23 protein-coding genes and 1 pseudogene are annotated in these 26,150 nt (G+C 71.5%); 11 read left to right on the top strand and 13 right to left on the bottom strand.

Annotation, left to right across the window (positions count from 1 at the left end):
- Nucleotides 1–333: pseudogene (locus tag ACTHMS_RS05555) on the bottom strand (hypothetical protein); the annotation flags it as partial.
- A gap of 90 nt (nucleotides 334–423) precedes the next feature.
- Between ACTHMS_RS05555 and ACTHMS_RS05560 the strand changes: the two are divergent.
- From ACTHMS_RS05560 to ACTHMS_RS05570, 3 genes are read left to right on the top strand one after another with little or no spacing between them, the layout of a single operon-like run.
- On the top strand, nucleotides 424–1,206 hold the full coding sequence (locus tag ACTHMS_RS05560; RefSeq protein WP_440305680.1) for a sortase domain-containing protein: 783 nt from the start codon (nucleotides 424–426) through the stop codon (nucleotides 1,204–1,206).
- Nucleotides 1,203–1,529, top strand: coding sequence for a GNAT family N-acetyltransferase (locus tag ACTHMS_RS05565; protein WP_440305681.1), 327 nt, complete (start codon nucleotides 1,203–1,205; stop codon nucleotides 1,527–1,529). The genes ACTHMS_RS05560 and ACTHMS_RS05565 overlap by 4 nt, the downstream gene beginning before the upstream one ends.
- A 45-nt stretch (nucleotides 1,530–1,574) precedes the next feature.
- Entirely contained in the window at nucleotides 1,575–2,090 is a 516-nt protein-coding gene (locus tag ACTHMS_RS05570; protein ID WP_440305682.1) for a GNAT family N-acetyltransferase, read from the top strand.
- Between the two features lie 97 nt (nucleotides 2,091–2,187).
- On the opposite strand, the gene ACTHMS_RS05575 is transcribed toward ACTHMS_RS05570, so the two are convergent.
- The 9 genes from ACTHMS_RS05575 to ACTHMS_RS05615 form a co-directional block, all read right to left on the bottom strand.
- Nucleotides 2,188–2,757: a DUF3558 family protein gene (locus ACTHMS_RS05575; protein WP_440305683.1), complete on the bottom strand. Its 570-nt coding sequence runs from the start codon at nucleotides 2,755–2,757 to the stop codon at nucleotides 2,188–2,190.
- Nucleotides 2,758–2,882: 125 nt separating this feature from the next.
- Nucleotides 2,883–4,730, bottom strand: coding sequence for a replicative DNA helicase (gene dnaB / locus ACTHMS_RS05580; protein ID WP_440305684.1), 1,848 nt, complete (start codon nucleotides 4,728–4,730; stop codon nucleotides 2,883–2,885).
- Between the two features lie 408 nt (nucleotides 4,731–5,138).
- Nucleotides 5,139–7,364, bottom strand: coding sequence for a hypothetical protein (locus ACTHMS_RS05585; protein ID WP_440305685.1), 2,226 nt, complete (start codon nucleotides 7,362–7,364; stop codon nucleotides 5,139–5,141).
- Nucleotides 7,365–7,436: 72 nt separating this feature from the next.
- Nucleotides 7,437–8,030, bottom strand: coding sequence for a hypothetical protein (locus ACTHMS_RS05590; RefSeq protein ID WP_440305686.1), 594 nt, complete (start codon nucleotides 8,028–8,030; stop codon nucleotides 7,437–7,439).
- Nucleotides 8,031–8,205: 175 nt separating this feature from the next.
- Entirely contained in the window at nucleotides 8,206–8,652 is a 447-nt protein-coding gene (gene rplI, locus ACTHMS_RS05595) for a 50S ribosomal protein L9 (RefSeq protein WP_440305687.1), read from the bottom strand.
- A gap of 14 nt (nucleotides 8,653–8,666) precedes the next feature.
- Complete coding sequence (gene rpsR / locus ACTHMS_RS05600; protein ID WP_440305688.1) at nucleotides 8,667–8,903, bottom strand: 30S ribosomal protein S18; 237 nt, start codon at nucleotides 8,901–8,903, stop codon at nucleotides 8,667–8,669.
- Between the two features lie 21 nt (nucleotides 8,904–8,924).
- Nucleotides 8,925–9,437 (bottom strand): single-stranded DNA-binding protein, encoded by a 513-nt coding sequence (locus ACTHMS_RS05605; RefSeq protein ID WP_440305689.1) that lies wholly within the window; start codon nucleotides 9,435–9,437, stop codon nucleotides 8,925–8,927.
- 2 nt (nucleotides 9,438–9,439) lie between these two features.
- Nucleotides 9,440–9,730 carry a 30S ribosomal protein S6 gene (gene rpsF, locus ACTHMS_RS05610; protein WP_440305690.1) on the bottom strand — a complete coding sequence of 97 codons (291 nt, stop codon included), beginning with the start codon at nucleotides 9,728–9,730 and terminating at the stop codon, nucleotides 9,440–9,442.
- Between the two features lie 289 nt (nucleotides 9,731–10,019).
- On the bottom strand, nucleotides 10,020–11,087 hold the full coding sequence (locus ACTHMS_RS05615) for a hypothetical protein (RefSeq protein ID WP_440305691.1): 1,068 nt from the start codon (nucleotides 11,085–11,087) through the stop codon (nucleotides 10,020–10,022).
- Between the two features lie 152 nt (nucleotides 11,088–11,239).
- On the opposite strand from ACTHMS_RS05615, the gene ACTHMS_RS05620 reads away from it, so the two are divergent.
- On the top strand, nucleotides 11,240–12,049 hold the full coding sequence (locus tag ACTHMS_RS05620) for a deoxyribonuclease IV (RefSeq protein WP_440305692.1): 810 nt from the start codon (nucleotides 11,240–11,242) through the stop codon (nucleotides 12,047–12,049).
- Here ACTHMS_RS05620 and ACTHMS_RS05625 read toward each other — a convergent pair.
- The 3 genes from ACTHMS_RS05625 to ACTHMS_RS05635 form a co-directional block, all read right to left on the bottom strand.
- Entirely contained in the window at nucleotides 11,992–13,404 is a 1,413-nt protein-coding gene (locus tag ACTHMS_RS05625) for a glycosyltransferase family 87 protein (protein ID WP_440305693.1), read from the bottom strand. The two genes, ACTHMS_RS05620 and ACTHMS_RS05625, sit on opposite strands and share 58 nt — an antisense overlap.
- Before the next feature lie 44 nt (nucleotides 13,405–13,448).
- Nucleotides 13,449–15,776, bottom strand: a complete 2,328-nt coding sequence (locus ACTHMS_RS05630) for a transglycosylase domain-containing protein (protein ID WP_440305694.1) — start codon at nucleotides 15,774–15,776, stop codon at nucleotides 13,449–13,451.
- 129 nt (nucleotides 15,777–15,905) lie between these two features.
- Nucleotides 15,906–18,113: a heterodisulfide reductase-related iron-sulfur binding cluster gene (locus ACTHMS_RS05635; protein WP_440305702.1), complete on the bottom strand. Its 2,208-nt coding sequence runs from the start codon at nucleotides 18,111–18,113 to the stop codon at nucleotides 15,906–15,908.
- Between the two features lie 296 nt (nucleotides 18,114–18,409).
- Here ACTHMS_RS05635 and ACTHMS_RS05640 point away from each other — a divergent pair, with 296 nt between their 5' ends.
- From ACTHMS_RS05640 to dnaK, 7 genes are all read left to right on the top strand, one after another.
- Entirely contained in the window at nucleotides 18,410–18,898 is a 489-nt protein-coding gene (locus ACTHMS_RS05640; RefSeq protein WP_440305695.1) for a hypothetical protein, read from the top strand.
- Between the two features lie 95 nt (nucleotides 18,899–18,993).
- Entirely contained in the window at nucleotides 18,994–20,127 is a 1,134-nt protein-coding gene (locus ACTHMS_RS05645) for an ABC transporter ATP-binding protein (protein WP_440305696.1), read from the top strand.
- Complete coding sequence (locus tag ACTHMS_RS05650) at nucleotides 20,124–20,780, top strand: ABC transporter permease (protein WP_440305697.1); 657 nt, start codon at nucleotides 20,124–20,126, stop codon at nucleotides 20,778–20,780. Before ACTHMS_RS05645 ends, ACTHMS_RS05650 begins: the two co-directional genes overlap by 4 nt.
- Nucleotides 20,777–21,610 carry an ABC transporter permease gene (locus ACTHMS_RS05655; protein ID WP_440305698.1) on the top strand — a complete coding sequence of 278 codons (834 nt, stop codon included), beginning with the start codon at nucleotides 20,777–20,779 and terminating at the stop codon, nucleotides 21,608–21,610. Before ACTHMS_RS05650 ends, ACTHMS_RS05655 begins: the two co-directional genes overlap by 4 nt.
- A gap of 18 nt (nucleotides 21,611–21,628) precedes the next feature.
- A complete protein-coding gene (locus ACTHMS_RS05660; RefSeq protein ID WP_440305699.1) occupies nucleotides 21,629–22,633 on the top strand; it encodes an ABC transporter substrate-binding protein in 1,005 nt (334 codons plus the stop codon).
- Between the two features lie 208 nt (nucleotides 22,634–22,841).
- Nucleotides 22,842–24,446: a hypothetical protein gene (locus ACTHMS_RS05665; protein WP_440305700.1), complete on the top strand. Its 1,605-nt coding sequence runs from the start codon at nucleotides 22,842–22,844 to the stop codon at nucleotides 24,444–24,446.
- A 328-nt stretch (nucleotides 24,447–24,774) separates the two neighbouring features.
- Nucleotides 24,775–26,150, top strand: a 1,376-nt coding sequence (gene dnaK, locus ACTHMS_RS05670; RefSeq protein WP_440305701.1) for a molecular chaperone DnaK, incomplete at its 3' end; no start/stop codon positions are given.

Below are 26,150 nucleotides of genomic sequence, written 5' to 3' on the forward strand. Positions count from 1 at the left end.
CGCCTTCACGATCAGCGCGTCGACCGGGTCGCGGTCGATCACGGCGCCGAGCTGGTACTCGCCGCTGGCGTCGAGGTCGTAGACGGCGTCGGCCACCGCGCCGACGGTCTCGTCGGCGAGCGCCGTGGCGCCCACGAGGTCGACGACGTGCCGCGCGATGTCCTTGACGTCGGCGGGGTCGAGCAGCTCGCTGATCGGCGCGCTGCCGGCGAAGTCGAGGAGGTCGTCGACGTCGCGCGCGAGGTTCGCGGCGGCGTCGGCGCCGGTGAGCTGATCGACGATCCAGGCGACCTGGGCGTCCAGCAACTGCTCGGCAAGGGTCGGCTCGGGCATGGTTCTCCTCGGGCGGGGGCCGGTGGATGGTCACTGTAGAAGGGCACGCAGCGTGACCGTGCGCCCCTCCGACCCTTACCGTGGACGGTGATGCCTCGTCTCACGTCCCGTTCACACGTGCTCGCCGTCTCGGTCGCCGCGCTCACGCTGGCCGATGTCGTCTGCGGCGTCGCGCTCGCGCGCCCCGGCGCCGTCGACGGCACGGGAACGTCGCGGCCCGCCGCCGCGACCGGCACGGTCGTGTGGGAGCGCCTGCCGCCCGCGAGCATCCCGGCGGCACCGGCGATCCAGGACGTCGCCGCGTCGGCCCCGACGTCCTTCCGGCTCACCGGCCCGCACGTCAGGGTCGCCGCCGACGTCTGTGCGATGCCGAACGTGCGGCCGTACGACCCGCCCGGCGAGCAGCACCACACCGTCTGCTGGGTGCGCGAGGGATTCGGCGTCGCGCCCGGCAGCGCGGCACGCACGAGCTACCTGTTCGGCCACTCGTGGGCCGAGGACGACCAGGAGGTGCTCAACGCCGCGTCGTCGGTCGCGACCCGCGAGATCCTGCGCGGACGCACGGCCGAGCTGCCGAGCATCGCGCCGGGCACCGGCGGGATCACGGCGCCGTCGCCGACGACGACCGTGTACCCGGTGCATGCGCTGGCCGGGTCGCGCATCGTGCTGCGCACCGGCACCGGCGTGCTCACCTACGAGGTGCGCACCGTGTACGGCGTACTGAAGGACCACCTGGGGTACATCGGCGAGTGGCAGGACGAGTCGGTGCCCGACCGGCTGGTGCTGACCACCTGCGCGGAATACGACGGCGCCGACTACGACTACAACGTCGTCATCGAGGCGTACCTGGTGAAGGCGAGGCCGATCGGATGAGCAGCGACGACGTCGCGATCAGCGACAACCCGGGCGAGGGGCAGTTCGAGCTGCGCGTCGACGGTGAGCTCGCGGCGCTCGCCGCCTACACGCTGCACGACGGTGTCGCGGACTTCACGCACACGGAGACCAAGGACGGCTTCGGCGGCCGCGGACTCGCCTCGCAGCTGATCACCGCCGCCCTGGACGAAGCACGGGCCCGGTCGTGGCACGTGCGCCCGTCCTGCCCGTTCGTCCGGCGCTTCGTCGGCTACCACGCCTTGTATCTCTCCCTGGTCGCCTACGCCGACCGCGCACGGTTCGGGCTGCCGTCCGCCGGCTGACGTCGCTCGACCAAAGGCGCTGGCCGGATCCCGGACGATGGGGTCATGCCGCTCCTGCTCCGACCGCTGTGTGCCGACGACGAGGCGACGGCCCTGCTGGCGCACGACGAGCTGGCCGCCGACGACTTCCCGTTCCTGCTGCACTGCACCGACGGCGAGCCGTGGGCCGAGTACACGGCCCGGCTCGCGCGGATCGCCGACGGCAGCGACGTGCCGCCGCAGTTCGTGCCGGCCGACTTCCTCGTCGGCGACCTCGACGGCGAGATCGTCGGCCGCGTCTCGCTACGCCACCGGCTCAACGAGCAGTTGGCCGAGTGGGGCGGCCACATCGGGTACGCCGTGCGCCCGGCCCACCGCCGTCGCGGCCACGCCACCGCCATGCTGCGGCTCGCGCTCGCCCGCGCGCAGGCGCTCGGCCTCGACCGGGTCATGGTGAGCTGCGACGACGGGAACGTCGCGTCCGCCACGGTGATCGAGCGCTGCGGCGGCGCGCTGGACGCGCTCGTCGAGCCGACCGCCGACCACGCCCGCATCCGCCGGTACTGGGTGCCGACCGCCTGACGGTCGGCTGGTCCGGCGCCCGGCTCGAGACAACATCGATCCCGGACGGCGCCTGGCTCGCGACGGGAGTCGCCGACTCAGGCGCCGCGCCGCGGCATCAGAGGCGTCCTGCGGCTGCTGAGGCGAGCGCGATGAGCTTGGCAGCGGGGGGCCGGGCGTCCAGGCTGATCACATTGATGATCACCGTCCGACCGCCCTTGACGAAGTCCAGGGCGGCGGCGCGGTCATCGATCGAGCCCTTGTCCCACGGACCGCTCACCGGCCGCGCGCCGACCATCGCGCGGTCGGGCGCATAGAAGGCGGTGCTCGGATACACCTGGATCAGTAGCCGGGTCGTTCCGGTGCCGTAGGTGCAGGCCTGGCCGCCCGAGTTCGCCGGCGTCGGCTTGGCGCCGGCCGGGGCGAGCGCCTCGCCGAAGGCGGCGGCGGTCTCGGCTGCGGTGACCAGGGTGCACGGGTCGGGCACGCTGCCGGCCTGTGCTGCGGAGGACGTCGAGGCGGCCGGGCTGCTCGTCGCGGACGACGGCCCGGCGGAGGTGCCGGGCGCCGCCGACCCCGATGTCGACGAGCTGCACGCCGAGACGGACAGCGCAGCGACGATCAGCGGCAAGCAGGCGGTAGGCGCGACGCGGCGTCGGCCGCCGGACACGGCAGGTACGGGGGGCATGGAGCGAAGCTAGCGACACCGTCCCTCTGCCGCGCGTCCGTGCGCCCCCGTGGATGCGGTTCACCGCCCGAACCATCGCGAAGGGAACGAACCGCCCGACCCCTGTGGGAGTGACACGGGAATCGTCAGCTCGGCATGTCTGCGAAGCGGCTGTACCGGCCCTGGAAGGCGACGGGGACGGTCGCGGTCGGGCCGTTGCGGTGCTTGGCGATGATGATGTCCGCCTCGCCGGCACGGGTCGATTCCTGCTCGTACATGTCGTCGCGGTGCACGAGGATCACGACGTCGGAGTCCTGCTCGATCGTGCCCGATTCACGCAGGTCGGAGACCATCGGCCGCTTGTCCGCGCGCTGCTCGGGGCCACGGTTCAGCTGCGAGAGGCAGACGACCGGCACCTCGAGCTCCTTGGCCAGCAGCTTGATCGCGCGCGAGAACTCGCTGACCTCCTGCTGGCGCGACTCGACCCGCTTGCCGCTCGTCATCAGCTGCAGGTAGTCGATCACGATGAGCTGCAGGTCGTGGCGCTGCCGCAGCCGCCTGGCCTTCGCCCGGATCTCCATCATCGTCAGGTTCGGGCTGTCGTCGATGAACAGCGGCGCCTCGGCCAGCTCGGACGACCGCCGCGCGAGCTTCGTCCAGTCCTGGTCACCCATGTGGCCCGAGCGCATCGTCGACAGCGCCACCCCGGCCTCGGCCGAGAACAGCCGCATCATGATCTCGAGCTTCCCCATCTCGAGGGAGAAGATGACCGTCGGCTTGCCGTGCTTGATCGACGCCGAGCGGGCGAAGTCGAGCGCCAGGGTCGAGTTGTGCGTCGGGATCATCGTCGGCCCGGCCAGGTACAGGTGGTCGGCGTTGTCGACCTGCACACAGCGCACCGGCACCGACGCGATCGGCCGCACCGCCGTGACCGTGCGCGAGCGGACGCGCCCGGTGGCGGTGTCCTGCACGACGTGCTTCGCCGTCGCCGCGCTGACGGCGAGGGCCCGCGTGGTGAGCCGCCACCGCACCGCGCCGGCGCTCGAGATCGCCTCGCCGCCGGACGCGACGGGGACGCGCGGCCGCACGCTGACGACCCACTCGTGCTCGGCGTCGGCCACGATGACGGCGCCGTCGGAGAACTCGACCGCGAAGCACGGCCGGGCTGTCATGACCTCGGTGGCGGCGACGACGGTCGTCGGCGCGCCGTCGGCGCCGATGAGCTGGTCGCCGACCCGCACGTCGCGCATGGTCGTCCAGCCGGTGGGCGTCGGCAGCGGGGTGTCGAGGGCCAATGCCTTCCCGCTGCCGGGACGGCCGGCGACGGTGACCATCTGGCCGGGGTGCAGGCCGTTGGTGATCTCGTCGAGCTGCTGGAAGCCGGTGGGGATGCCGGTGCCGACGCCGCCGGTCTCGGAGATGCGCTCGATCTCGTCCAGCGTCGGCTGCATGAGCGTCTCGATGTGCACGAAGTCCTCGGCGATGCGCCGCTCGGTGACCTCGTAGATCTCGGCCTGGGCGCGGTCGACGACGTCGTCGACGGTGCCCACGATGTCGGTGGCGCCGCCGGACGACGCGTCGTAGCTCATCTGGACGATGCGGGTGCCCGCCTCGACCAGGCGGCGCAGCGTGGCCCGCTCGGCGACGATCTCGGCGTAGAAGCCGGCGTTCGCCGCGGTCGGCACGAGCGAGATGAGCGTGTGCAGGTAGGTCGCGCCGCCGATACGGGTCAACTGCCCGGCGCCGGTGAGCTCGTTGGACACCGTCACGGCGTCGGCCGGCTCGCCGCGGGCGTACAGGTCGAGGATGGCGTCGTAGATCAGCTGGTGCTGCGGCCGGTAGAAGTCGTTCGGCCGGACGGTCTCGATCACGTCGGCGATCGCGTCCTTCGACAGCATCATGGCGCCGAGCACGGCCTGCTCGGCCTCGATCGCCTGCGGTGGCACGCGGTCGAACTGGCCGGCCCCGGCCGTGCGCTCCTCCGCCAGCGTCATCGCGACGCCCCCCTTCCCTCAGACCAACGGCACGGCCCGGCACCGCATGACCACGTCTACTCGGCGGGTACGACACTTTCCGCGAGCGGCGGGGGCGGGGGGCGTGACGACGCTAGGGCCGGGCCCGGCGATCACCCAAACGGCGCTGTGGGTGCAGTCGTGGACCGACCTGTGGGAATCGCCGTGGCCGTTGTTCACATCCTGTGGACGGAGCTGTGGACGATGCGCGCCGGGCACCGTGTCGGGCCCGGAACACCGGGCCTGCGTCGTCCACATCGCTGTGGACCGAAGAAACTTCTCGCCCGCGACACGAGGTTGGTGCGGATGCACCCGGGGCGGTGCGGATGCGTCAGGGGCCCGACCGGACGTGCCGGTCGGGCCCCTGACGGATCGTGCGGGCGGTGCTGATCAGCCGTCGTGACCGGATGCCGCGGTCGTCTCGCCCTCGGCGGCCGGCGCGTCCTCACCGGGCTCGTCGGTGCCGGCGTCGGCCTCCGCCGGGTCGGCCTGGGCGGTCGGCCGCGGGCGCAGCTGCAGGCTGGCCAGGGCCGAGGCCGCGGTCGCCAGCTGCTCGTCGGCGTTCGCCAGCTCGCGCTCGGCGTTGGCGCGGGCGGCCTCGGCCTCGGCGCGGGCCTGCTCGGCGTCGATCCGCTTGCGCTCGGCGTCCTCGAAGGCCGCCTGGGCCTGGGCACGGGCGGCCTCGGCCTCGGCGCGGGCCTGTTCGGCGAGCTCGCGGCGGCGGGTCTCGTTCTGCAGCGCCTGCTGGTGGCGGTACTGCGTCGACTTCAGCTCGCTGCGCTGCATCTCCACCTCCTCGGTCAGCCGCGTGTTCGCCTCGGTGAGCCGCCGCTCGACGCCGGCCGCGCGCTCGGCCTCGGCCTCGCCCTGCGCGGTCAGGTCGGCGATGCGCTGCTCGAGCTGCGCGAGCCGGATCTCGGCCGCCTTGCGGGCGGCGAGGTGCTCGTCGTGCGCCGACTGCAGGGCGCCGATGCGGGCGTGGTGCTGCTGCACCATCGCCGTGGCGTCGGCCAGTCGCTGCTCGGCCTTGCTGCGGCGTTCGGCCTCGGCGCGCCGCTCGGCGTCCGCGGCCGCCTGCGCCTCCTCCGCCTCGGACCGCCGCTGCTCGGCGAGCTCACGCGCCTCGGCGTGCTCGTCGCGCTGCAGGCGCAGCTGCTGGCGGGCGTTGCGTTGCATCTCCATCTCTTCGGCGATCTCGGCGGTGATGGCCGCCAGCCGCTTCTCGGCGGCGTCGGCCCGCTCGGTCTCCGGACGCAGGTCGACCAGCGCCGCCTCGCGCGCCTCCTCCGCCGCCCGCACGGCCTCGGCGGCGGCCGCCCGCTCGCCCTCGAGCGCCGTGATGGTCGCGGCCTGCTCGTCGATGCGGGCCTGCAGCTGCTCGAGCTGCGCCTCGATCTCGGCGACCCGCGCCTCGGCCGTCCCGCGGGCCGTCACCGCCTCGTCGTGGCGTCCCTGCAGCTCGCCCTTGCCGGCACGCTCATGCTCGAGCTCCTCGGCGAGCTCGGCGACCTGGGCCTCGAAGCGGGTGCGGGTCTCGTCGCGGTCGCGCTCGTCGGTGCCGCGGGTGGTGCGCTCGTGCTCGAGCTCCTCGGCCAGTTCGGCGACCTGGGCCTCGAAGCGGGTGCGGGTCTCGTCGCGGTCGCGCTCGGCGATGCCGCGGGTGGTGCGCTCGTGCTCGAGCTCCTCGGTGAGCTCGGCGACCTGCGCGGTCAGCTGCTCTCGGGCCTGCTCGGCCGCGGTCTGCGCCTCGGTCAACTCGGCGACCCGAGCCTCGAGCTGCCCGCGCACCTCGTCGCGGTCGCGCTCGGCGGTGCCGCGGGTGGTGCGCTCGTGCTCGAGCTCCTCGGCCAGCTCGGCCAGGGCGGCGGCGTGCCGCTGGTCCGCGTCCGCCAGCACCGCCGCGTGCCGCTGCTCGGTCTCGGTGACCTGCGCCGTGAGCCGCTGCTCGGTGTCGGACGCCTGGGCGGTGAGGCGCTGCTCGGTCTCGGCGAGCCGCTGCTCGGCGGCGGTCACCTGCTGCTCGAGCTCGGCCCGTCGGGCGTTGGCGGCGTCGAGCGACTCCTGCACCTGGCGCCGGGCGGCGAGGTGCTCGTCGCGGGCGGCCTGCACCTGGTCGAGCTCGGCACGCAGCCGGTCGAGCTCGCCGAGGGTCTCGGTGAGCCGCGCGCGCTCGGCCTCGAGCTCGGTGACGGTGCGTTCGAGGTCGCCGACCCGGCGCTCGGCGTCCTTCGTGGCCTGCTCGAGCGTCTCGATGCGCTGCTGCGCCGACGCACGGGCCGCCTCGAGCTCGTGCACCCGCTCCTGCGCGGAGGCCGTGGCGGCCTGCAGTTCGGCCACGCGGTGCTCGGCGCTCGACCGGGCCGACTCGAGCTCGCTGATGCGCAGCTGCGCCGTCGAGCCGGCGGCCTTGAGCGCGCTCAGCTGCTGCTCGGCCTCCGCCCGCGCGGCGGCCTGCTCGTCCAGCAGCTGTTGCAACTGCTGGCGCTGGCCGCGTTCGGCCTCGAGCTCCTCGCCCATCTCTTCGACGATCGCGGCCGTGCGCTGCTGCTCGGCCTGCAGCTGCTGGTGCAGCGCAGTCACCTGGGCGTCGCTGGTCGTGTCGGGGGTCAGCGTCATCGGCGCATCCTGCCTGTCAGAGCCGGTATCCGGATCACCCTAACCACGCAGCGCGGCGCCGTCGAAACGAAGTCAGACGGGGGCGACCCCGGGCTCGACCGTGCGGGAACGCACGCGTACCTGCACGCCGGTCAGCGTCGCGGCCGCGGCCCGCAGCATCGCCTCGGCCTCCTGCGCGCGGGCCTCCGCGGCGGCGGCCCGTTCCTCGGCCGCGGCGACGAGCCGCTCGGTCTCGGCCTGGCGCTCGGCGTCCTTGGCCCGGAGGTTCGCCAGCTCGACCTGGATGCGGTGCACCTGGTCGGCGAGATCGGCCCGGCGCTGCTCGGCGGCCCGCAGGTGGGTGGTCAGCTGGGCGACCTCGCGCTCGGCCCGCACGCGGCGCAGCTCGTTGTTCTCGGAGCGCTGCACCTGCTCCTCGCGCAGGCGGTCGGTGTCGGCGACGGCCTGCATCGCCTGCTGCACCTTCTGCATCAGCTCGGACCGCTGCTTGGCCGCCGAGTACAGCGCGTCGGTGATCCGTGCCTCGGCGCTGGTCGCCCGCACCTCGGCCGCCGCGAGGCGCTGGTCCATCTGGGTGCGCACCCGGTCGACCTCGGCCTGGGCGCGATCGAGCTCGGCGAGCAGCCGGCGCACCTCCGGCGGTCGGGGGCCGGGTGCTGGACGCATGCCTGCACGCTACTGCCGTCGTCGGCCGGCCGACAGCAACCTTCGACCTTGATCCTGCGGCCCACCGCCCCGAACCTCGGCCGTGAGACGCCCCGAAAAGGGCGGACGGCTGCCGGGACGACAGCGCCCGGGCCGCCGTGACGGGCGGCCCGGGCGCGGGTCGAGCAGGGGTGGGTCAGCCGGCGGTGACCTCGACCGGCACGGACGCGGTCACGTCCGGGTGCAGGTCGACGGTGACCGTGTGCTTGCCGACGGTCTTGATGTGACCCGGCAGGTTGATCCGCTTGCGGTCGAGCACCGGGCCGCCGGCGGCCTTGACCGCGTCGGCGACGTCGCTCGTGGTGACCGAGCCGAACAGCTTGCCGTCCTTGCCGGCGCGCGCGGTCAGGGTGACCGAGAGCTGCTCGAGCTGGTTCTTGATCTCGCGGGCGTGGCCGAGGTCGCGGATCTGGCGGGTGTCACGCGCCCGCTTGATCTGGGCGATCTGCTTCTCGGCACCCTTCGTCCAGGTGATCGCGGCACCGCGCGGCACGAGGAAGTTGCGGCCGTAGCCGTCGGCCACCTCGACGATGTCGCCGGCGAGGCCGAGGCCCTGCACCTCACGGGTGAGGATGAGCTTCATGGGTTCGTCCTTCCTCAGCGCGCGGTGGACGTGTACGGCAGCAGCGCCATCTCGCGGGCGTTCTTGATCGCCTTGGCGATCTGCCGCTGCTGCTGTGCCGAGACGCCGGTGACACGGCGCGCGCGGATCTTGCCGCGGTCGGAGATGAACTTCCGCAGCAGGTTGGTGTCCTTGTAGTCGATGTAGCCGATCTTGGCGGCGACCAGCGGGTTCGCCTTCTTCTTCGGCTTGCGGACCGGGGGCTTGGGCATGTCAGTACTCCGGATGAGGTCTTAGAAGGGAGGTTCGTCGGTGAAGCCGCCACCGCCGGCGGGCGGGGCCGAGCTCCACGGGTCGTCGGCGGGCGCGCCGTAGTTGCCGCCACCGCCACCGCTGCCGTTGTCGGAGCCGCCGCCGCCGAAACCGCCGCCGGACGAACCGCGCTGGGTGCGGTTGACCTTGGCGCTCGCGTACTTCAGCGACGGGCCGATCTCTTCGACGTCGAGTTCGATGACGGTGCGCTTCTCGCCCTCACGCGTCTCGTAGCTGCGCTGCTTCAAGCGGCCGGACGCGATCACGCGCATGCCGCGGGTGAGCGACTCGGCGACGTTCTCGGCCGCCTGGCGCCAGATCGAGCAGCGCAGGAACAGCGCTTCGCCGTCCTTCCACTCGTTGCTGTTGCGGTCGAAGGTGCGCGGCGTCGACGCGATGGTGAAGCTCGCGACCGCGGCGCCCGACGGGGTGAAGCGCAGCTCGGGGTCGGCGGTGATGTTGCCGACCACGGTGATGATCGTTTCGCCGGCCATCGTCAGCGCTCGTCCGGGCGGATGACCTTGGTGCGCAGGACCGACTCGTTCAGGTTGAGCTGGCGGTCGAGCTCCAGCACCGCGGCCGGCTCGGCGTTCAGGTCGATGACGGCGTAGATGCCCTCGGCGTGCTTGTTGATCTCGTAGGCCATGCGGCGACGGCCCCAGACGTCGACCTTCTCGACGGTGCCGCCGGCGGTCTTCACGACGTTGAGGAACGTGTCCAGCGAGGGCTGGACGGTGCGCTCGTCGAGCGTGGGGTCGAGGATGACCATGACTTCGTAATGGCGCATGAGGCGACCATTCCTCCTGTGGTCTCAGCGGCCACGGACGGTCCGTGGCAGGAGGGTGTGGCCCGCATCGGACGCGGGCAACCGTGCCAGCGTACCCGACGGCGTGGTGCCCGCCGACCCGCTGCCTGGGCCGGCGGATCTTGTGCACGACGCGCCTCAGCGTGCGCGTGTCCTGCACAAGGTCGGTACCAGGCTGTGGATCTTGTGCTTGGCGCGCCTCAGCGTGCGCGCGTCCTGCACAAGATCGGCACCAGGCTTTGGACCGCCGGGCGCCGGGCGCCGGGCCGGGCTACTGGCTGCGGCGCAGCAGGTACAGCCGGGCGTAGGTGGCGGTGACGACGGCGAGCGCGATGACCGCGAGGATCGCGAGGACGACCGGCAGCTGCGCCGACGGTGCCTTCGCCGAGGCGAGGTCCTGGTGCTTGGCCTTCGCGATGTCGGCCTTGTCGACCGGCTTGGCGGAGGCGGACGCGCTCGGCGCGGTCGAGGTGGTCGGGGTGGTCGCCTGGCCGACCGGGGCGCCGGCGGCCGTCGAGCCGCCGAAGTAGCCACCGCCGGTGGTGCCCGGCAGCACGATGTTGGTGCCGGACGGCACGACCTGCTCGGGGACCGACGGCGCCGGCGGCGTGTAGGTGAACTTCGACGGCGTCGTCGTCTTGCCCGGCGCCGGGGTCTTGCCCGGCAGCGGCAGGTTCGACAGCACCTGGCCCGGGTCGACCGGCACGCTGACGTTCACCGGCGGCACGCTGACCTGGATCGGCGGCAGACCGGTCACCGACACCGACACCGACGGGCCGGGCACCTGCACCGCGACGCCGCAGTTCGGCGCGTCGTTCGTGACGTGGATGGTGCCGGCGTAGTCGAGGGCCGCACCCGCGCCGAGCAGCTTGAGGGTGCTGAGGTTGGTCAGCAGCGCGTTCACCGGGGTGACGCTGCCCTCGAAGGTGAAGGAGTGGTTCCCGGACGAGAGGCCGTTGATCTTGGCGACGCTGCTGTCGTCGAGCTTCTCGACGATCGGGTGCTGCGACTTCGGGTCGATGGTCAGCGTGCCGTCGAACAGGGCGAGGCCACTGGTCGCGATCGGCAGGCCGAGCAGCGTGATGCCGACGGCCGACACCTTCGCGTCCAGTTCGGCACCGGGCTTGATGTAGACGTCGGCGCCGCCGGTCGAGACGGAGCAGTTCGACGTCGAGACACCGGTGACCGAGAAGACCGCGGTGACGTCGTCGCCGGACGCCGCACCGGCGGGCGAACCGGCCAGCACCGCGGCGCCGGCCAGCCCGACACCCACGGCGCCGGCGAGCCAGCGCAGCCCGGGGCGGGGAGTGGTCGACCGCTGTCCGTGCCGAGGCCGCATGGAAAATCTCCTGATCTGACCGGTCTGTCGCAAAAGTAACGTGAGCTTAACGCAGCGTCGTGTGGGTCAACGAACCTCATCGGCATGAGTTACGCCTCGTTGACCACCGCCACGCCGAACGTTCTGCCCGGTTCTGGACGTACAGTCCCAGGATGCCCGCCATCGGAGCACACGTCGACTCGGAGCACCCCCTCGCCGCGGCCGCCGCCACCGGTGCCGAGGCGGTGCAGTTCTTCCTCGCCGACCCGCAGGGCTGGAAGGCGCCGAAGGAGCACCCGGACGCCGCCGAGCTGCGCACGACCGACCGCACCCTCTACGTCCACGCGCCGTACGTGCTGAACGTCGCGTCCTCGAACAACCGCATCCGGATCCCGAGCCGCAAGCTGCTGGCGCAGCACGCCGCGGCCGCCGCCGACATCGGCGCGAAGGGCCTCATCGTCCACGGAGGGCACCTGACGGCCGGCGAGGACGCCGAGGTCGGCCTCGACAACTGGCGCAAGACCTTCGCCCGGCAGGCCGACGAGGGCGGGTACCCGCTGCCGATCCTCATCGAGAACACCGCCGGCGGCACGAACGCGATGGCCCGCCGCTTCGACCGCCTCGCCCGGCTCTGGGACGCCGTCGGCGAGTTCGGAGCCGGCTTCTGCCTCGACACCTGCCACGCCTTCGCCGGCGGCGAGGACCTCGTCGGCATCGTCGAGCGAGTGCTCGCCATCACCGGCCGGATCGACCTCGTGCACGCCAACAACAGCCGCGACGCCTTCGACTCGGGTGCCGACCGGCACGCCAACTTCACCGCCGGCACGATCGCGCCCGAGTTGCTCGCCGAGGTGTGCCGCGCCGCCGGCTCCGACGTCGTCGTCGAGACGCCGGGCGGGCCGGACGGTCAGGGCGCCGACATCGACTACCTGCGCTCGGCGCTCGCGACCGCCGGCTCGTCGAAGGCGTCCTCGGCCCAGTAGTCCGGCGCACCGTCGAAGACGCCGCCGCCGGGATCGTCGGAGCCGTCGAGGCGCACCACGTCGATCTCGGGGTGCCACATCTCGATGACGACGAAGACCGCGAGGGCGACCAACAGGGCGTCGCGCACCAGCACCGCGACGGCGAGCCATCCGTAGCTGACGCCGAACCCGTGCCCGCTGGACGCCGCGGTGATGCCGAGCTCGACCAGCATCGTCATGACCCACACCAGCACCTCGCTGCACTGCCACAGCAGCGCCAACCGCCACCGCGGCCGGGCGAGCGCCAGCAGCGGCAGCAGCCACAGCGACTCCGACGGCGCCCAGTGCTTGGACGCGAGCAGGTAGCCGAGCACGCAGAGGAACGCGACCTGCGCCAGGCGCGGCCGCACCGGGGCCCGCAGGGCGAGCCAGGCGACGCCGAGCAGCACGGCGATGACGGTGAGGCCGACGGCGAGGGAGGTCGGCGTCCAGGCGGTGGCGTCGGTGTCGGAGAACGACCCGGACGTCAGCGTGTGCACGATCGCCCAGAGCGAGTCGCGAGTGGCGCCCGACGAGCGTGCGTCGCCGTAGTAGGCACGCCAGCTGTCGCCGTAGCTCAGCCCGATGGGGCCGTTGACGGCCAGCCACACCACCACCGCGGCGGCGGTCGCCCAGCCGACCTCCGCGACGCGGCGGGTGCGCGCGGCCAGGATCGCCAGCGCCACCAGCAGCAGCGCCGGGTACAGCTTCAGCGCGGTCCCGACACCGACGAGGGCGCCGGCGAGCACCGGCCGGCCGCGGGCCCACGCCAGCAGCGCGCCGCTCATCGCCGCCATCGCGGCGAGGTCCCACGCGGTGAAGGCGTGCAGCACGAGCAGCGGTGAGAGGGCGACGATCGCCGCATCGTAGGGGCGCCGCCGGGCCGTCAGCGCCGTGCACCCGGTGACCAGCAGCGCGCCGAGCGCCAGCAGCAGCTCGGCGGCCACCCCGAACAGCACGAAGGTCGGCCACGCGTCGTGCACGGCGTGCAGGCCGCGCGCCAGCTCCGACGCGACGTAGACCAGCCCGCCGGTGAGTACCGGGTACGGCAGCGCGGTGTCGCGGTACGGCACCGCGCCGGTGTCCAGGTGCGCGTCGGTCCAGAGCGGCTGGATGTCGGACGCGCACATGTGGCTGTAGGTCTTGGTGGCGGTGAGGTCGCCGGTCATGCACGAGCCCTTGACCGCCACCCCGAACAGCAGCGACACGAGGGTCAGTACGAGCACCCAGCGCAGCGGCGACCACCACGACCGCACGGCCGCGTACCGGCCCCAGGGCCCGCCGATCGCCCAGGACGCGCGCCAGGTCGACGGGTCGTTCTGCGTCGGCAGCGTCACGGCGTCATCCTGGCACGACCGCCCCGCAGCGCCGCCGCCCCGCGTCAGCCGCCGCCGGGCGGTGTCGGTGGACAGGTGGGTTGCAGCAGGCCTCCGCAGTTCGCCTGCGTCGTCGGACCGGGCGCGGGCGTGGTCGTGCTGCTGCTCGACGACGGCGGTGGCGGCAGGGTCGGCGCCGAGGACGAGGTGACCGGCGACGAGGTCGGCGGGGCGCTCGACGACTTACTCGGGGCGCTCGACGGCGCCGAGGTCGGCGGGGTGCTCGGCGGCGGCGTGTACGACGGCTGGCTCGAGACGCCGGGCGCGGGCTGGATCTGCTGCGTCGTCGCCATCGGCGCCATCGGCTTGTTCGCGAGGTAGCCGTCCATGAACGCCTTCCACGTGCGTCCGGGCAGGTCCTTGCCGTACTCGGCGCCGCCGCTCGCGTTCTTGATCGGCCGGCTGTACCCGGTGCCGACCCAGACCGCCGCGCTCACCTGCGGCGTGTACCCGACCGTCCAGGCGTCGCTGTTGTCGTTGCCGTTGTTCAGGTCCTTCGTGCCGGTCTTCGCCGCGCAGACCCGGCCGCCGTCGAGCGCGAAGCCCGAGAACTGCGCCACCGGCTCGAGGGTCAGCGTGACGTCGTTGGCGACCCGCTTGTCGATCGCCCGGGTCGGGTGGCTCTCGTGCTGGTAGTAGGTCTGGCCGCCGGACGTGGTGGCGCTCTGCACGAAGTAGGCGTCGTTGGCGACCCCACCGTTCGCGAGGGTGGCGAAGCCGTCGGCCTGGTCGAGCACCGTCACCGGGTAGTCGCCGATGCCGATGCCGAAGCCGGTGTCGCCGTTCTTGTTCGCCAGGGTCGGGGTGCCATCGGGACCCTTCTCCTGGACGCCCATCGTGTGCGCCGTCGTCGCCACCTTGTTCGGCCCGATCTTGGCGGCGAGCTCGTCGAAGGTGGTGTTGAGCGAGAACTTCATCGCGTTGGCGATGGTGATCGACGGGGACGAGTACGGCTTGTCGCTCGGGTCGTTGCAGATCTGGATGCCCTGGATCGTCGTGCAGACGCTGCCGTCGACGTAGCTGTTGATCGCATAGCCGGGCCCGCGCTTCTTCAGCGTCTGCGAGAGCACCGTCGCGAGCGTGTACGGCTTGAACGACGAGCCCGGCGGACGCAGCCCCTGGCTCGCGTAGTCGTTGTAGTCGACCTTGCCGTCGGTGCCCTTCACGTTGAGCCCGGTACCGCCGTAGTAGGCCAGCACCGCGCCATTCGCGGGGTTGACCGCCACGAGCGCCTTCTTGATCGAGCGCTGCTGCGGCGTCAGGTCCGCGAAGGTCGTGTCGATCGCGTTCGTGGCGGCACGCTGGGCCCGGCGGTCGATGGTCGTCCTGATGACCAGGCCGTTGTCGTAGACGTCGTTCTCGCTGATGCCGTGCGCCTGCAGCTCGGCGAACACGCGGTTGACGAGCAGCCAGGTCGGGCCGGTGGTGCCGAGCCCCTTGCTGTCGGGCGGCTTCACGGCCGGGTACTGCATCGTCGCGCGTTCCTCGGCGGTGAGGTGCTTGATGCTGACCATGCCGTCGAGCACGTAGTTCCAGCGGTCGTGCGCGGCCTGCGGGTGCTGCGCGGGGTCGTAGCCGTTCGGGTCGCGCAGCAGGGCGGCGAGCACGGCGGCCTGCGCCGTGTCGATCTTGGTGATGTCCTTGTTGAAGTACGCGCGGGCGGCGGCGGCGACGCCGTACGCGCCGCGTCCGAAGTACACGGTGTTGAGGTAGTACTCGAGGATCTGGTTCTTGCTGTACTCGCGTGACAACTTGATCGCGATCATCAGCTCCTTGAGCTTGCGGCTCAGGCTGCGCTCGGCGGTCAGGTAGGTGTTCTTGACGTACTGCTGGGTGATGCCCGAGCCGCCCTGGGTGTCGCCGCCGAACACGTCGGACACCGCCGCACGCAGCGTGCCCTTGATCGAGACGCCGGGCTCGCTGTAGAAGCCGCGGTCCTCGGCGGCGATGACGGCCCAACGCACGCTGTCCGGCACCTTGTTCAGGCTGACGATGGTGCGGTCGACCTGGCCGACGCGCGCCATCACGCTGCCGTCGGAGTACTCGATGGTCGCGATCTGCTTGAGCGGCACGTCCTCGGGACGTGGCACGTCGGTGAACGCGTAGAACATCACCAGCGCGGCGATGCACATGAGCGAGACGAGCCCGAGGAACCAGGTGGCGGCGATGCCGCCGCGGCGCAGCCACCGGCGTCCGGGACTCATCGCGGCGACCCGCCGCTTCGTCGCCGCGCGGCGCGCCTTCCGGCGTTGCCACAGCCGGCTCAGGGCGCCCGCGTCCGGGTCGACGTCGCCGGGGCGGCGGTCGCGGCCCTTCACCAGTCGCTCACTCACGTCCCGAAGCCTAAGGTTTTCGCCCGGTTCCTTCCCCGCGACGGCAGCCGCTACTCAGGGTGAGAAAGATCAACACCCCTCCCGTCCGCCCAGAGGCGGTCGGAAGGGGTGTTGATCACCACGGGTCGGTCAGTCGGTCGGCACCGGCTCGGCCTCGACGGGCGCGGCAGGGGCCGCCGGGGCGCCGAGCGAGCGGCGCAGCACCTGCGACACGTCGAGCACCTCGACCTCGTCGCGGGCCTTGCCGTCGGCCTTCGCCGCGGTCACGGCGTCCGAGAGCATGACGATGCAGAACGGGCAGGCCGTCGAGATGATGTCGGCGTCGGTCGCCAGCGCCTCGTCGGTGCGCTCGACGTTGATCCGCTTGCCGATCTTCTCCTCCATCCAGAACCGAGCACCGCCGGCGCCGCAGCAGAAGCCGCGGTCCTTGCAGCGGTGCATCTCGGTCTTCTTCAGACCCTGGATGGCCTCGAGCACCTCGCGCGGCGGCGTGTAGACCTTGTTGTGCCGGCCCAGGTAGCACGGGTCGTGGTAGGTCACGCTCTTGTCGACCGGCTCGACCGGCACCAGCTTGCCCTCGTCGACGAGCTTGCCGAGCAGCTGCGTGTGGTGGACGACCTCGTAGTGGCCGCCCAGCTGCGGGTACTCGTTAGCGATGGTGTTGAAGCAGTGCGGGCAGGTGGCGACGATCTTGAGGTTGCCGTGCCGCTCGATCGAGTTCAGCGTCTCGACGTTCTGCATGCCCTGCATCTGGAAGACGAACTCGTTGCCCAGGCGGCGGGCCGGGTCACCGGTGCAGCTCTCGGCCTCGCCGAGCACCGCGAACTCGACACCCGCGGTGTGCAGCAGCTCGGCGAAGGCGATGGTGACCTTCTTCGAGCGGTCCTCGAGCGCGCCCGCGCAGCCGACCCAGAACAGGTACTCGACGTCGACCGGCAGCTTCTCGCCCGGCACGGCCTGCCGCACCTCGAACGAGAGCTCGCTGAACCACTCGGAGCGGCCCTTGTTCGCCACACCCCACGGGTTGCCCTTGTTCTCGATGTTGCGCAGCATGCCGCCGGCCTCGCTCGGGAACGCGGACTCGATCAGCACCTGGTAGCGGCGCATGTCGACGATGTGGTCGATGTGCTCGATGTCCACCGGGCACTGCTCGACGCACGCGCCGCACGTGGTGCACGACCAGAGCACGTCCGGGTCGATGACACCGCCGCTGGCGAGGTCGCCGACGAGCGGACGCACGGCCTGGGCCTCCGACGGGCCCTCGATGCGCGGGTAACCGGCCTCGGGCACGTGGTGCCCGTGCTCGCCGCCCTCGAACTCCGGCACCGACGCGTTGTCGGGCACGGTCTTGCCGCCGATGATGTACGGCGCCTTCGCGAACAGGTGGTCGCGCAGGTCCATGATCACGAGCTTCGGCGACAGCGGCTTGCCGGTGTTCCAGGCGGGGCACTGCGACTGGCAGCGGCCGCACTCGGTGCAGGTCGCGAAGTCGAGGTAGCCCTTCCAGGTGAAGTCCTCGATCTTGCCCTTGCCGAACACCGTGTCCTCGCTGAGGTTCTCGGCGTCGGTGAAGTCGATCGGCTTGCCGTCGGCGTCGGTGACGGGCAGCAGCGGGCCGAGGGCGTCCGGCAGGCGCTTGGCGCCGACGTTCATCGGGGCGGTCGCGATGTGCAGGTGCTTCGAGTAGGTGACGATGATCGTGAAGCCGAAGATCACGGCCATCTGCGCGATCAGACCCGTGGTCTCGAGGATCTCGTTCGCGTGCAGCGACGACGGGAAGATCTTGGCGATCGCGTACGACGCGAACGGCGCCTTGCTCTTGCCCCAAGGGAAGTGGCCGGTGTTGTACTGCGCCGCGCGGTACCAGAACAGCGTGATCACGACGAGCGCGATCATGCCGAGGATGACCCACGCCGGGCCCGTGTGCGAGCCGTAGAACCGGCTGCTGCGCTGCCGCCGTTCGGGGGCGTTGCGGATGCGGTTGATCGAGAAGTAGACCAGGGCGAGCAGGACGGCGACGCCGAAGAAGTCCTCGAGGAAGCCGAGCCAGCGGGCGTGGCCGAACAGCGGGAACGCGAAGTCCTTGCTGATGATCAGGGCGCCGGCGGCCTCGACGACGGTGATGCCGAGGACGATGAAGCCCCAGAAGGTGAAGAAGTGGGCGAGCCCGGGGGCGCTCCACTTCAGCAGCTTCTTCTGCCCGAGCACCTCGACCACCTCGGTCTCGGCGCGCCGGTTGATCTCGTCGTTGCGTCCGCTCACCGGACGACCCGAGCGGATCAGCTTCACGAGGAAGCCGATCCGGCGGCCGGCGACGGCGGCGGTGATCACCAGCATCGCCAGGAAGATCCCGGCCCGGACCCAGCCGACCGAGGTGTAGTGCCAGTCGAAGACCCGGTTGTAGGCCAGGTGCTCGACGTGCGGGGACACCGCGAGTGCGCTCAACGCCACGACGTTGCTCCTCTGCCGTGCGGTGCCACGGGCGCGGAGGTGCTGCCGTGGCTCGTGTTGCTCATCAGACTATTGGTTATTACTCGCCGGTAACCAATTTCCGCCGCGTGATGTGGTACGTCCCTCTCGCCGGCTGTGCGCGGCAGGTCGACAGGGGTGACCGTGCCGGGTAGGAAAGCGGGGTGGCCGAGCGCAAGCAGTCCGGACGGGTGCCCGACGTGGTCGGCGCGATCCCGGTCGTGGGCGGCCTCGTGCGCGGCGCCGACGAGCAGATGCAGTGGGCGCAGGACCTGCTCGAGCAGCAGGCCCGGCTCGTGTCGCAACTGCCCGCCACCCTCAAGACGCTGAACGACTCGATCGAGGCCTTCAACGCCACGATCCAGCGCCTCGACCGCACCGTCACCCGCATCGAGACGGCCACCAACAGCCTGGTCGCGCCGCTCGAGAAGGCCGCCGCCGTGGTCGACCCCGCGCGGCTGGCCGACCTGCCCGAGCTGCTCGACGTGCTGCGCCGCGAGGCCGTGCCGGCCCTGCGCGCAGCCACCGACACCCAGCGTCAGGTGGCGCTGATCGGCGCCACGCTCGACCGCATCGTCGCAGTGCTCGGCGAACTGCCGGGTGCGGGGATCCTGCGCCGGATGGCTGCGCGTCCGACCGAGTCACCGGACTAACCGTCGCATTCCGGTACCGTGCGCGGAATCGATTGGGATCTGCGCGGGTTCCCATGCCAGGCTGGCATCACTCCTAGAGGATTGGTGGGGATGGCGTGATCGAGTTCGAGTCCGTCACCAAGCGCTATCCCGATGGCACCGTCGCCGTCGACACGCTCTCCCTCACCGCGCCCACGGGGCAGCTCACCGTCTTCGTCGGCCCGTCCGGCTGCGGCAAGACGACCTCCCTGCGCATGATCAACCGGATGATCGACGCCACCTCGGGCAGCATCCTGCTCGACGGACGCAACGTCTCGGACGTGAAGCCCGAGCAGCTGCGCCGCGGCATCGGCTACGTCATCCAGCACGCCGGGCTCTTCCCGCACCGCACGGTCGTCGACAACGTGGCCACGGTGCCGTACCTGCTCGGCCACGACCGTCGCCAGGCCAAGCGCCGGGCGCTCGAGCTGCTCGAGCGGGTGGGGCTCGACCCGGCCTTCGCCGAGCGCTACCCGGCCCAGCTGTCGGGCGGCCAGCAGCAGCGCGTCGGCGTCGCCCGCGCGCTCGCCGCCGACCCGCCGGTGATGCTGATGGACGAGCCGTTCTCGGCCGTCGACCCGGTGGTGCGCGAGCAGCTGCAGGACGAGTTCCTGCGCCTGCAGGCGGAGCTCGGCAAGACCATCGTCTTCGTCACCCACGACATCGACGAGGCGATCAAGCTCGGCGACCAGGTGGCGGTGCTGCGCGTCGGCGGGCACCTGGCCCAGATCGCGCCGCCCGCCGAGCTGCTCTCGCGGCCGGCCGACGCGTTCGTCGCGGGCTTCGTCGGCCGCGACCGCGGCTACCGCGCACTCGGCTTCACCGAGGCGGGGCGGCTGCCGCTGCGCGACGAGCCGGTGGTCGCGCTCGGCGACCCGGTGCGGCTCGCCGCCGACCGGGCCCAGGACGACTGGGTGCTCGTCGTCGACGCCGACCGGCACCCGCAGGGCTGGCTCGTGCCCCGCCCCGACCTGGACGAGACGGTGCTGCCCGAGTCGCTGAACCTCGGCGGCACGCTGGCGTCGGCCGACGGCACGTTGCGGCAGGCGCTCGATGCCGCCCTCTCCTCGCCGTCCGGACGCGGGGTGGTCGTCGACGCCGACGGCCGCTTCGCCGGCACCATCACCGCGACCGAGGTGCTCGCGCGCATCGAGCAGCGCTCGGCCGTGGCGCGCGCCGAGGCCGTCGAGGCGGTAGGGCATCGTCCATGAACGCGGTCTGGCAGTACTACCTCGACCACCGCGGCGACATCGACGGCTGGTTCGGCACCACCGTGTGGCTGGCCGTGCTGCCGGTGCTGATCGGGCTGGTGATCGCGCTGCCGATCGGCTGGGCGGCATGGCGCTACCACTGGACGTACACGCCGGTGACCGCGCTGGCCGGGCTGCTCTACACGATCCCGTCGATCGCGCTGTTCCTGATTCTGCCGGGCATCCTCGGCACGAAGATCCTCGACCCGGTCAACGTCGCCGTGGCGCTGACGCTCTATACGGTGGCGCTGCTGGTGCGGGTGGTCGCCGACGGCCTCGGCTCGGTGTCGGCCGAGACCATGGCCGCCGCGTCGGCGATGGGCTTCACCGGCTGGCAGCGGCTGCGCAAGGTGCAGCTCCCGCTCGCGGTGCCGGTGATCGGCGCCGGGCTGCGGGTGGCGGCGGTGTCGAACGTCAGCCTGATCTCGGTCGCGTCCGTCATCGGTGTCACGCAGCTCGGGCAGCTGTTCGTCGACGGGAACAACCTCGACAAGGCCGCGCCCATCGTGCTCGGGCTGATCATCTTCTTCGCGATGGCGCTGCTGTTCGACCTGCTCATCCTGCTCGGGGTGCGGGTGCTCACCCCCTGGCGGCGGGCGGTGGCGGCGCGATGACCGGCTTCCGCGCCGACGACGCGGGCGGCGGCATCTCGCACGTCCCGGCCTGGTTCAACGACCCCAGCAACTGGTCGGGGCCGAGCGGGTTGATCGTTCGGATCCGCGAGCACCTCGTCTACACCGGCGTGATCCTGCTCGTCGCGATCCTCATCGCGCTGCCGCTCGGCCTGCTCATCGGCCACACCGGGCGCGGCACCGTCCTGATCGTCGGCACCTTCAACGCGCTGCGCGCCGTGCCGACCCTCGGGCTCGTCCTGCTGCTCTACGTCACGCTCTCGCCGAAGATCGTCGTGCTGACCTCGGTGCCCTGGTTGTTCGACCGTGGCGCGCTGGGTTCGTTCGTCGTCATGGTGATCGCGCTGACGTTGCTGGCGCTGCCACCGATCCTCACCAACACCTACGCCGGGGTGCAGGCCGTCGACCCGGCGGCCCGCGACGCCGCGAAGGGCATGGGCATGACCGGGGCGCAGGTGCTGCGCCAGGTCGAGTTGCCGATCGCGCTGCCGCTCATCCTGTCCGGCATCCGCAGCGCCACCCTGCAGGTCGTCGCCACCGTGACCGTCGCGGCGTTCATCCCGCTGCTGGGCGGGCTCGGCCGCATCATCGCCGACGGCGTCTCGCAGTACAACGACCCGCAGTACGGCTACCCGGCCATGGTCGGCGCGGCCATCGTGGTCGCCGTGCTGGCCCTGCTGCTCGACGGCTTCTGGGCCCTCGTCCAACGCCTCACCGTGTCGCCCGGGCTCACCGGGCGCAGCACCCGACGTCGTTCCCGTCCGACCGCCGGCGCCACCGCTGTCGCCGTCGAGGCCGAGACCATCGGCTGACACCCCTCAAGGAGAACCATGAAGCGCACGACTCTGGTCGCCGTCCTGCCTGTGGCGGCCATGCTGTCGCTCACCGCGTGCGGCAGCAGTGGCAGTTCCGGCAACACCGGCGGCAGCACGCCGTCGAGCACAGCGGGGTCGACCACCGCGTCGACCCCGGCGACGTCCGACACCGGCTCGTCGTCGGCCCCGGCCGGCGGCGGCTCGCTGCCGTCGACCCCGGGCTCGGTCACGATCGGCTCGGCCGACTTCCCCGAGAACGCCCTGCTCGCCGACATCTACGGCGACGCCATGGCCGCCAAGGGCGTGTCGGTCACCAAGAAGCTCAACATCGGCGAGCGCGGCGTGTACATCGCCGCCCTCAAGGACGGCTCGATCGGCGCGATCCCCGAGTACACCGGCTCGATCCTCGCCTACTTCGACAGCAAGGCCACGGCCAAGACGCCCGACGACGTCTACAACGCGCTGAAGACCGCCGCCGACGGCCAGGGTCTCGCGGTGGCGAAGTACGCCGCCGCGCAGGACAGCGACACCATCACGGTGACGAAGGCGACGGCGGACAAGTACAAGCTGACCTCGATCGCCGACCTCGCGTCGGTGGCGTCGAAGCTGACCTTCGGTGCGCCGGCGCAGTTCCGCACGCGTCCGGACGGCATCCCGGCACTGAAGTCGGTGTACGGCGTGACCTTCGGCCGCTTCACCACGCTGAGCGCCTCGGGCACCGCCACGGTCACGGCGCTGAAGAACGGCACCGTGGACGCGGGCGACATCTTCTCGACCGACCCGTCGATCAAGGCCAACAACTTCGTGTCGCTGCAGGACCCGAAGAGCATGTTCGCCGCGCAGAACATCGTGCCGCTGTTCAGCAAGAAGGTGCTGACCCAGCCGATGGAGGACGCCGTCGACGCGGTCTCGGCCAAGCTGGACACCTCGACCCTCGCCGACCTGGTCTCGCAGGTCGCCGGAGGCAAGGACCCGGAGGCCGTGGCCAAGGCGTGGCTGTCGTCGGTCGGCCTGGGCTGACGCACGGCGTCCGGCTGGTGCTCGTCGGCACGATCTGCTGACGGTTCTCGCATCGGGTGACGGATCCAGGATCCCGTGACGGCCGTTTCCGCCGTCACGGGATCCGAGATCCGTCACCCGATCGCCGTTCCGTCACGAGTTGCGCCGGACGAGCGGGGCTGAGCAGGCCGGGTCGCGCAGCGCCGCGCCGTGGGACGATGGCCGCACCATGAGCGCCGACGTGCTGGCCCCGCGGGGTGCGGTCACGGCCGCCGCGCCGATGCCGCACGGGCGGCGTGACGCGCTGCGGCGGCTGGGGCGTGTGCGGCTGCACCCGACCCTGCGGCTGCCGCTGCTGGTGAGCGTGCTGAACGCGGCGCTGTTCCTGATCATCCAGCCGGACGTCGCCGACCTGCAGGCCGCACTCGCGCGCGGCTCGGCCACGGCGCACGGCGTCGGGCTCACCTACTGGTTCCAGTGGTTCGGCGGCGGCACGACGCCGGGGCACTACTCGGTGCTCAGCCCGTGGCTGTCGTCGTGGCTCACGGCGCCGCTGCTGGGGGCGCTGACGACGGTCGCGCTCACCCCGCTCGCCGACCGCGTGCTCGCCCGCACCTATTACCAGGTGGCCGGCACCTGGGTCGGCACGGTGACCGCCGGGCTCAACCTCTGGAGCGGACGCATCGCCTTCGCCCTCGGGCTGATGTGCAGCGTCGTCGCCGTCATCGGACTGCGCGAGCGGCGGTGGCTGCTCGCCGTGGCGGGCACGATCGCGTCCGTCTTCTCGTCGCCGGTCACCGGCGTCTTCCTCGGCATGGCACTGTTCGCGACCTGGTTGACCTCGCGCGACCACCGCCGCCCGGCCCTGCTGCTCGGTGCACTCTGCGGCGCGACGCTGCTGTTCGTCGCCTTCTACTACGGCTCACCCGGCCCGCAGACCTGGCCGGTCGTCTCGGCGATCCTCGTGACGGCGACGTCGCTGGTCATGCTGCTCGCCCGTCCGGCCGCGCCGGTGCGGCTGGTCGCCTGGATGACGGCCATCGCCTCGCCGGTGCTGCTGTTGTTCCCGAACGGCATGGGCTCGAACCTCGCCCGGATGCCCTACGTCTGCCTGCCCGTCGCGGTGATCGCGACGGCGGCGGTCGGTCGCCGGCTCGCGCTCGTGATCATCACGCCGGCCGTGGTGATCTGCTCGATCTTCGCGATCACCGACCTGCCGCTCGCGACCCAACCCGCCGCGTCCACGCACTACTACGACGGGCTCGCGCGGCAGCTCGACCGCATGCACATCCAGAACTATCGCCTCGAGGTCGTGCAGTACAAGGACTTCCACACCGCCGACTACGTGCTGCTCGACCACGCCGCGCTGGCCACCGGCTGGGAGACCCAGGAGCAGCAGGAGCTCAACCCGATCCTCGAATCGCCGCAGCTCGACGCCGACACCTACCACGTGTGGCTCGACAACAACGCCGTCGGCTACGTCGCCTTCGACCACCGCTCGCCCGACCCGTCCGGACGGGAGTGGAACCTCGTCCACCGCGGGCTGCCGTACCTGAGCCGCATCTGGGGCGACGACACCTGGACGCTCTACCGGGTCGCCGACCCGACGCCGATCGTGCCCCGCCCGGCGACGCTGCTGCAGGCCACACAGTCGGCGCTCGTGCTGCACGTGCCGTGCGCCTGCAGGGTGCCGATCAGGGTGCGCTGGTCGAAGTTCCTCACGCTCACCAGCACCGACGGCCGCACCGGCCTGGTCGAGGACGACCTCACCGGCTGGACGGTCGTCACCACCCCGGCCCCCGGCACCTACCGCCTCGCCGGCCGCAGCATCTGACCGTCTCCCCGTCTTCCCGTCGATCGGCGGCACTGCCCGGCCGGGGTTTGCGCCGTCAACTGTCGGCCTGAGCGCGCGGAAGCGCACGCGGGCGGCGCAAAGCGGCGCTCCCCGCCCGTGTTTGCGCCGCCAGTTGTCGGCTACAGGCGTCGGAGCCGCACGCTGGCGGCGCAAAGGGATGATGCGCGCGCTGTGAGGTGGGACACATCGCGCCCCATCGGGAACTTGAGCGGGGTCGGCTCAGTTTCTTTGACAGTGACCAGCTGCGAGGAGTAGACCCGTAGTGAGTCCAGACAAGACATCGAGCACTCATCGAGGAGCATCACCCATGGCACGTGCGGTCGGCATCGACCTCGGTACCACCAACTCCGTCGTCGCGGTCCTGACCGGCGGCGAGCCGGAGGTCATCGCGAACTCCGAGGGTTCGCGCACCACTCCCAGCGTCGTCGCGTTCGCCAAGAACGGCGAGGTGCTCGTCGGCGAGGTCGCCAAGCGCCAGGCCGTGACGAACGTCGACCGGACGATCCGGTCGGTCAAGCGCCACATGGGCGACCCGAACTGGAAGATCGACATCGACGGGAAGCCGTACAACCCGCAGGAGATCAGCGCGCGCGTGCTGCAGAAGCTCAAGCGCGACGCCGAGAGCTACCTGGGCGAGCCGGTCACCGACGCCGTCATCACCGTCCCGGCGTACTTCAACGACGCCCAGCGCCAGGCCACCAAGGACGCCGGCCAGGTCGCCGGCCTCAACGTCCTGCGCATCATCAACGAGCCCACCGCGGCCGCGCTCGCGTACGGCCTCGACAAGGGCGACACCGAGCAGACGATCCTCGTCTTCGACCTCGGTGGCGGCACCTTCGACGTCTCGCTGCTCGAGATCGGCGACGGCGTCATCGAGGTGAAGGCCACCAACGGCGACAACCACCTCGGTGGTGACGACTGGGACGAGCGGATCATCAAGTGGCTCGTCGACAACTTCCGTGCCGCGCACGGCATCGACCTGGCCAAGGACAAGATGGCCATGCAGCGCCTGCGCGAGGCGGCCGAGAAGGCCAAGATCGAGCTGTCCAGCTCGCAGCAGACCAGCATCAACCTGCCCTACATCACCCAGGACGCGGAGAAGAACCCGCTGTTCCTGGACGAGTCGCTGAGCCGCGCGGAGTTCCAGAAGATCACCGCCGACCTGCTCGACCGGTGCCGCGTCCCGTTCCAGAACGTCATCAAGGACGCCGGCATCACCGTCGGCCAGATCGACCACGTGGTGCTCGTCGGCGGCTCGACCCGCATGCCGGCCGTCACCGAGCTGGTCAAGGAGCTCACCGGCGGCAAGGAGCCGAACAAGGGCGTGAACCCGGACGAGGTCGTCGCCGTCGGCGCCGCCCTGCAGGCCGGCGTGCTCAAGGGTGAGGTAAATGACGTCCTGCTGCTCGACGTCACGCCGCTGTCGCTCGGCATCGAGACCAAGGGCGGCATCATGACCAAGCTCATCGAGCGGAACACGACGATCCCGACCAAGCGCTCGGAGATCTTCACGACCGCCGACGACAACCAGAACTCGGTGCAGATCCAGGTCTACCAGGGCGAGCGCGACATCGCGGCCTACAACAAGAAGCTCGGCATGTTCGAGCTGACCGGCCTGCCGCCGGCGCCGCGCGGCGTGCCGCAGATCGAGGTCACCTTCGACATCGACGCGAACGGCATCGT

Source organism: Jatrophihabitans sp., assembly GCF_051960575.1.
Lineage (GTDB): Bacteria > Actinomycetota > Actinomycetes > Mycobacteriales > Jatrophihabitantaceae > JBQCEE01.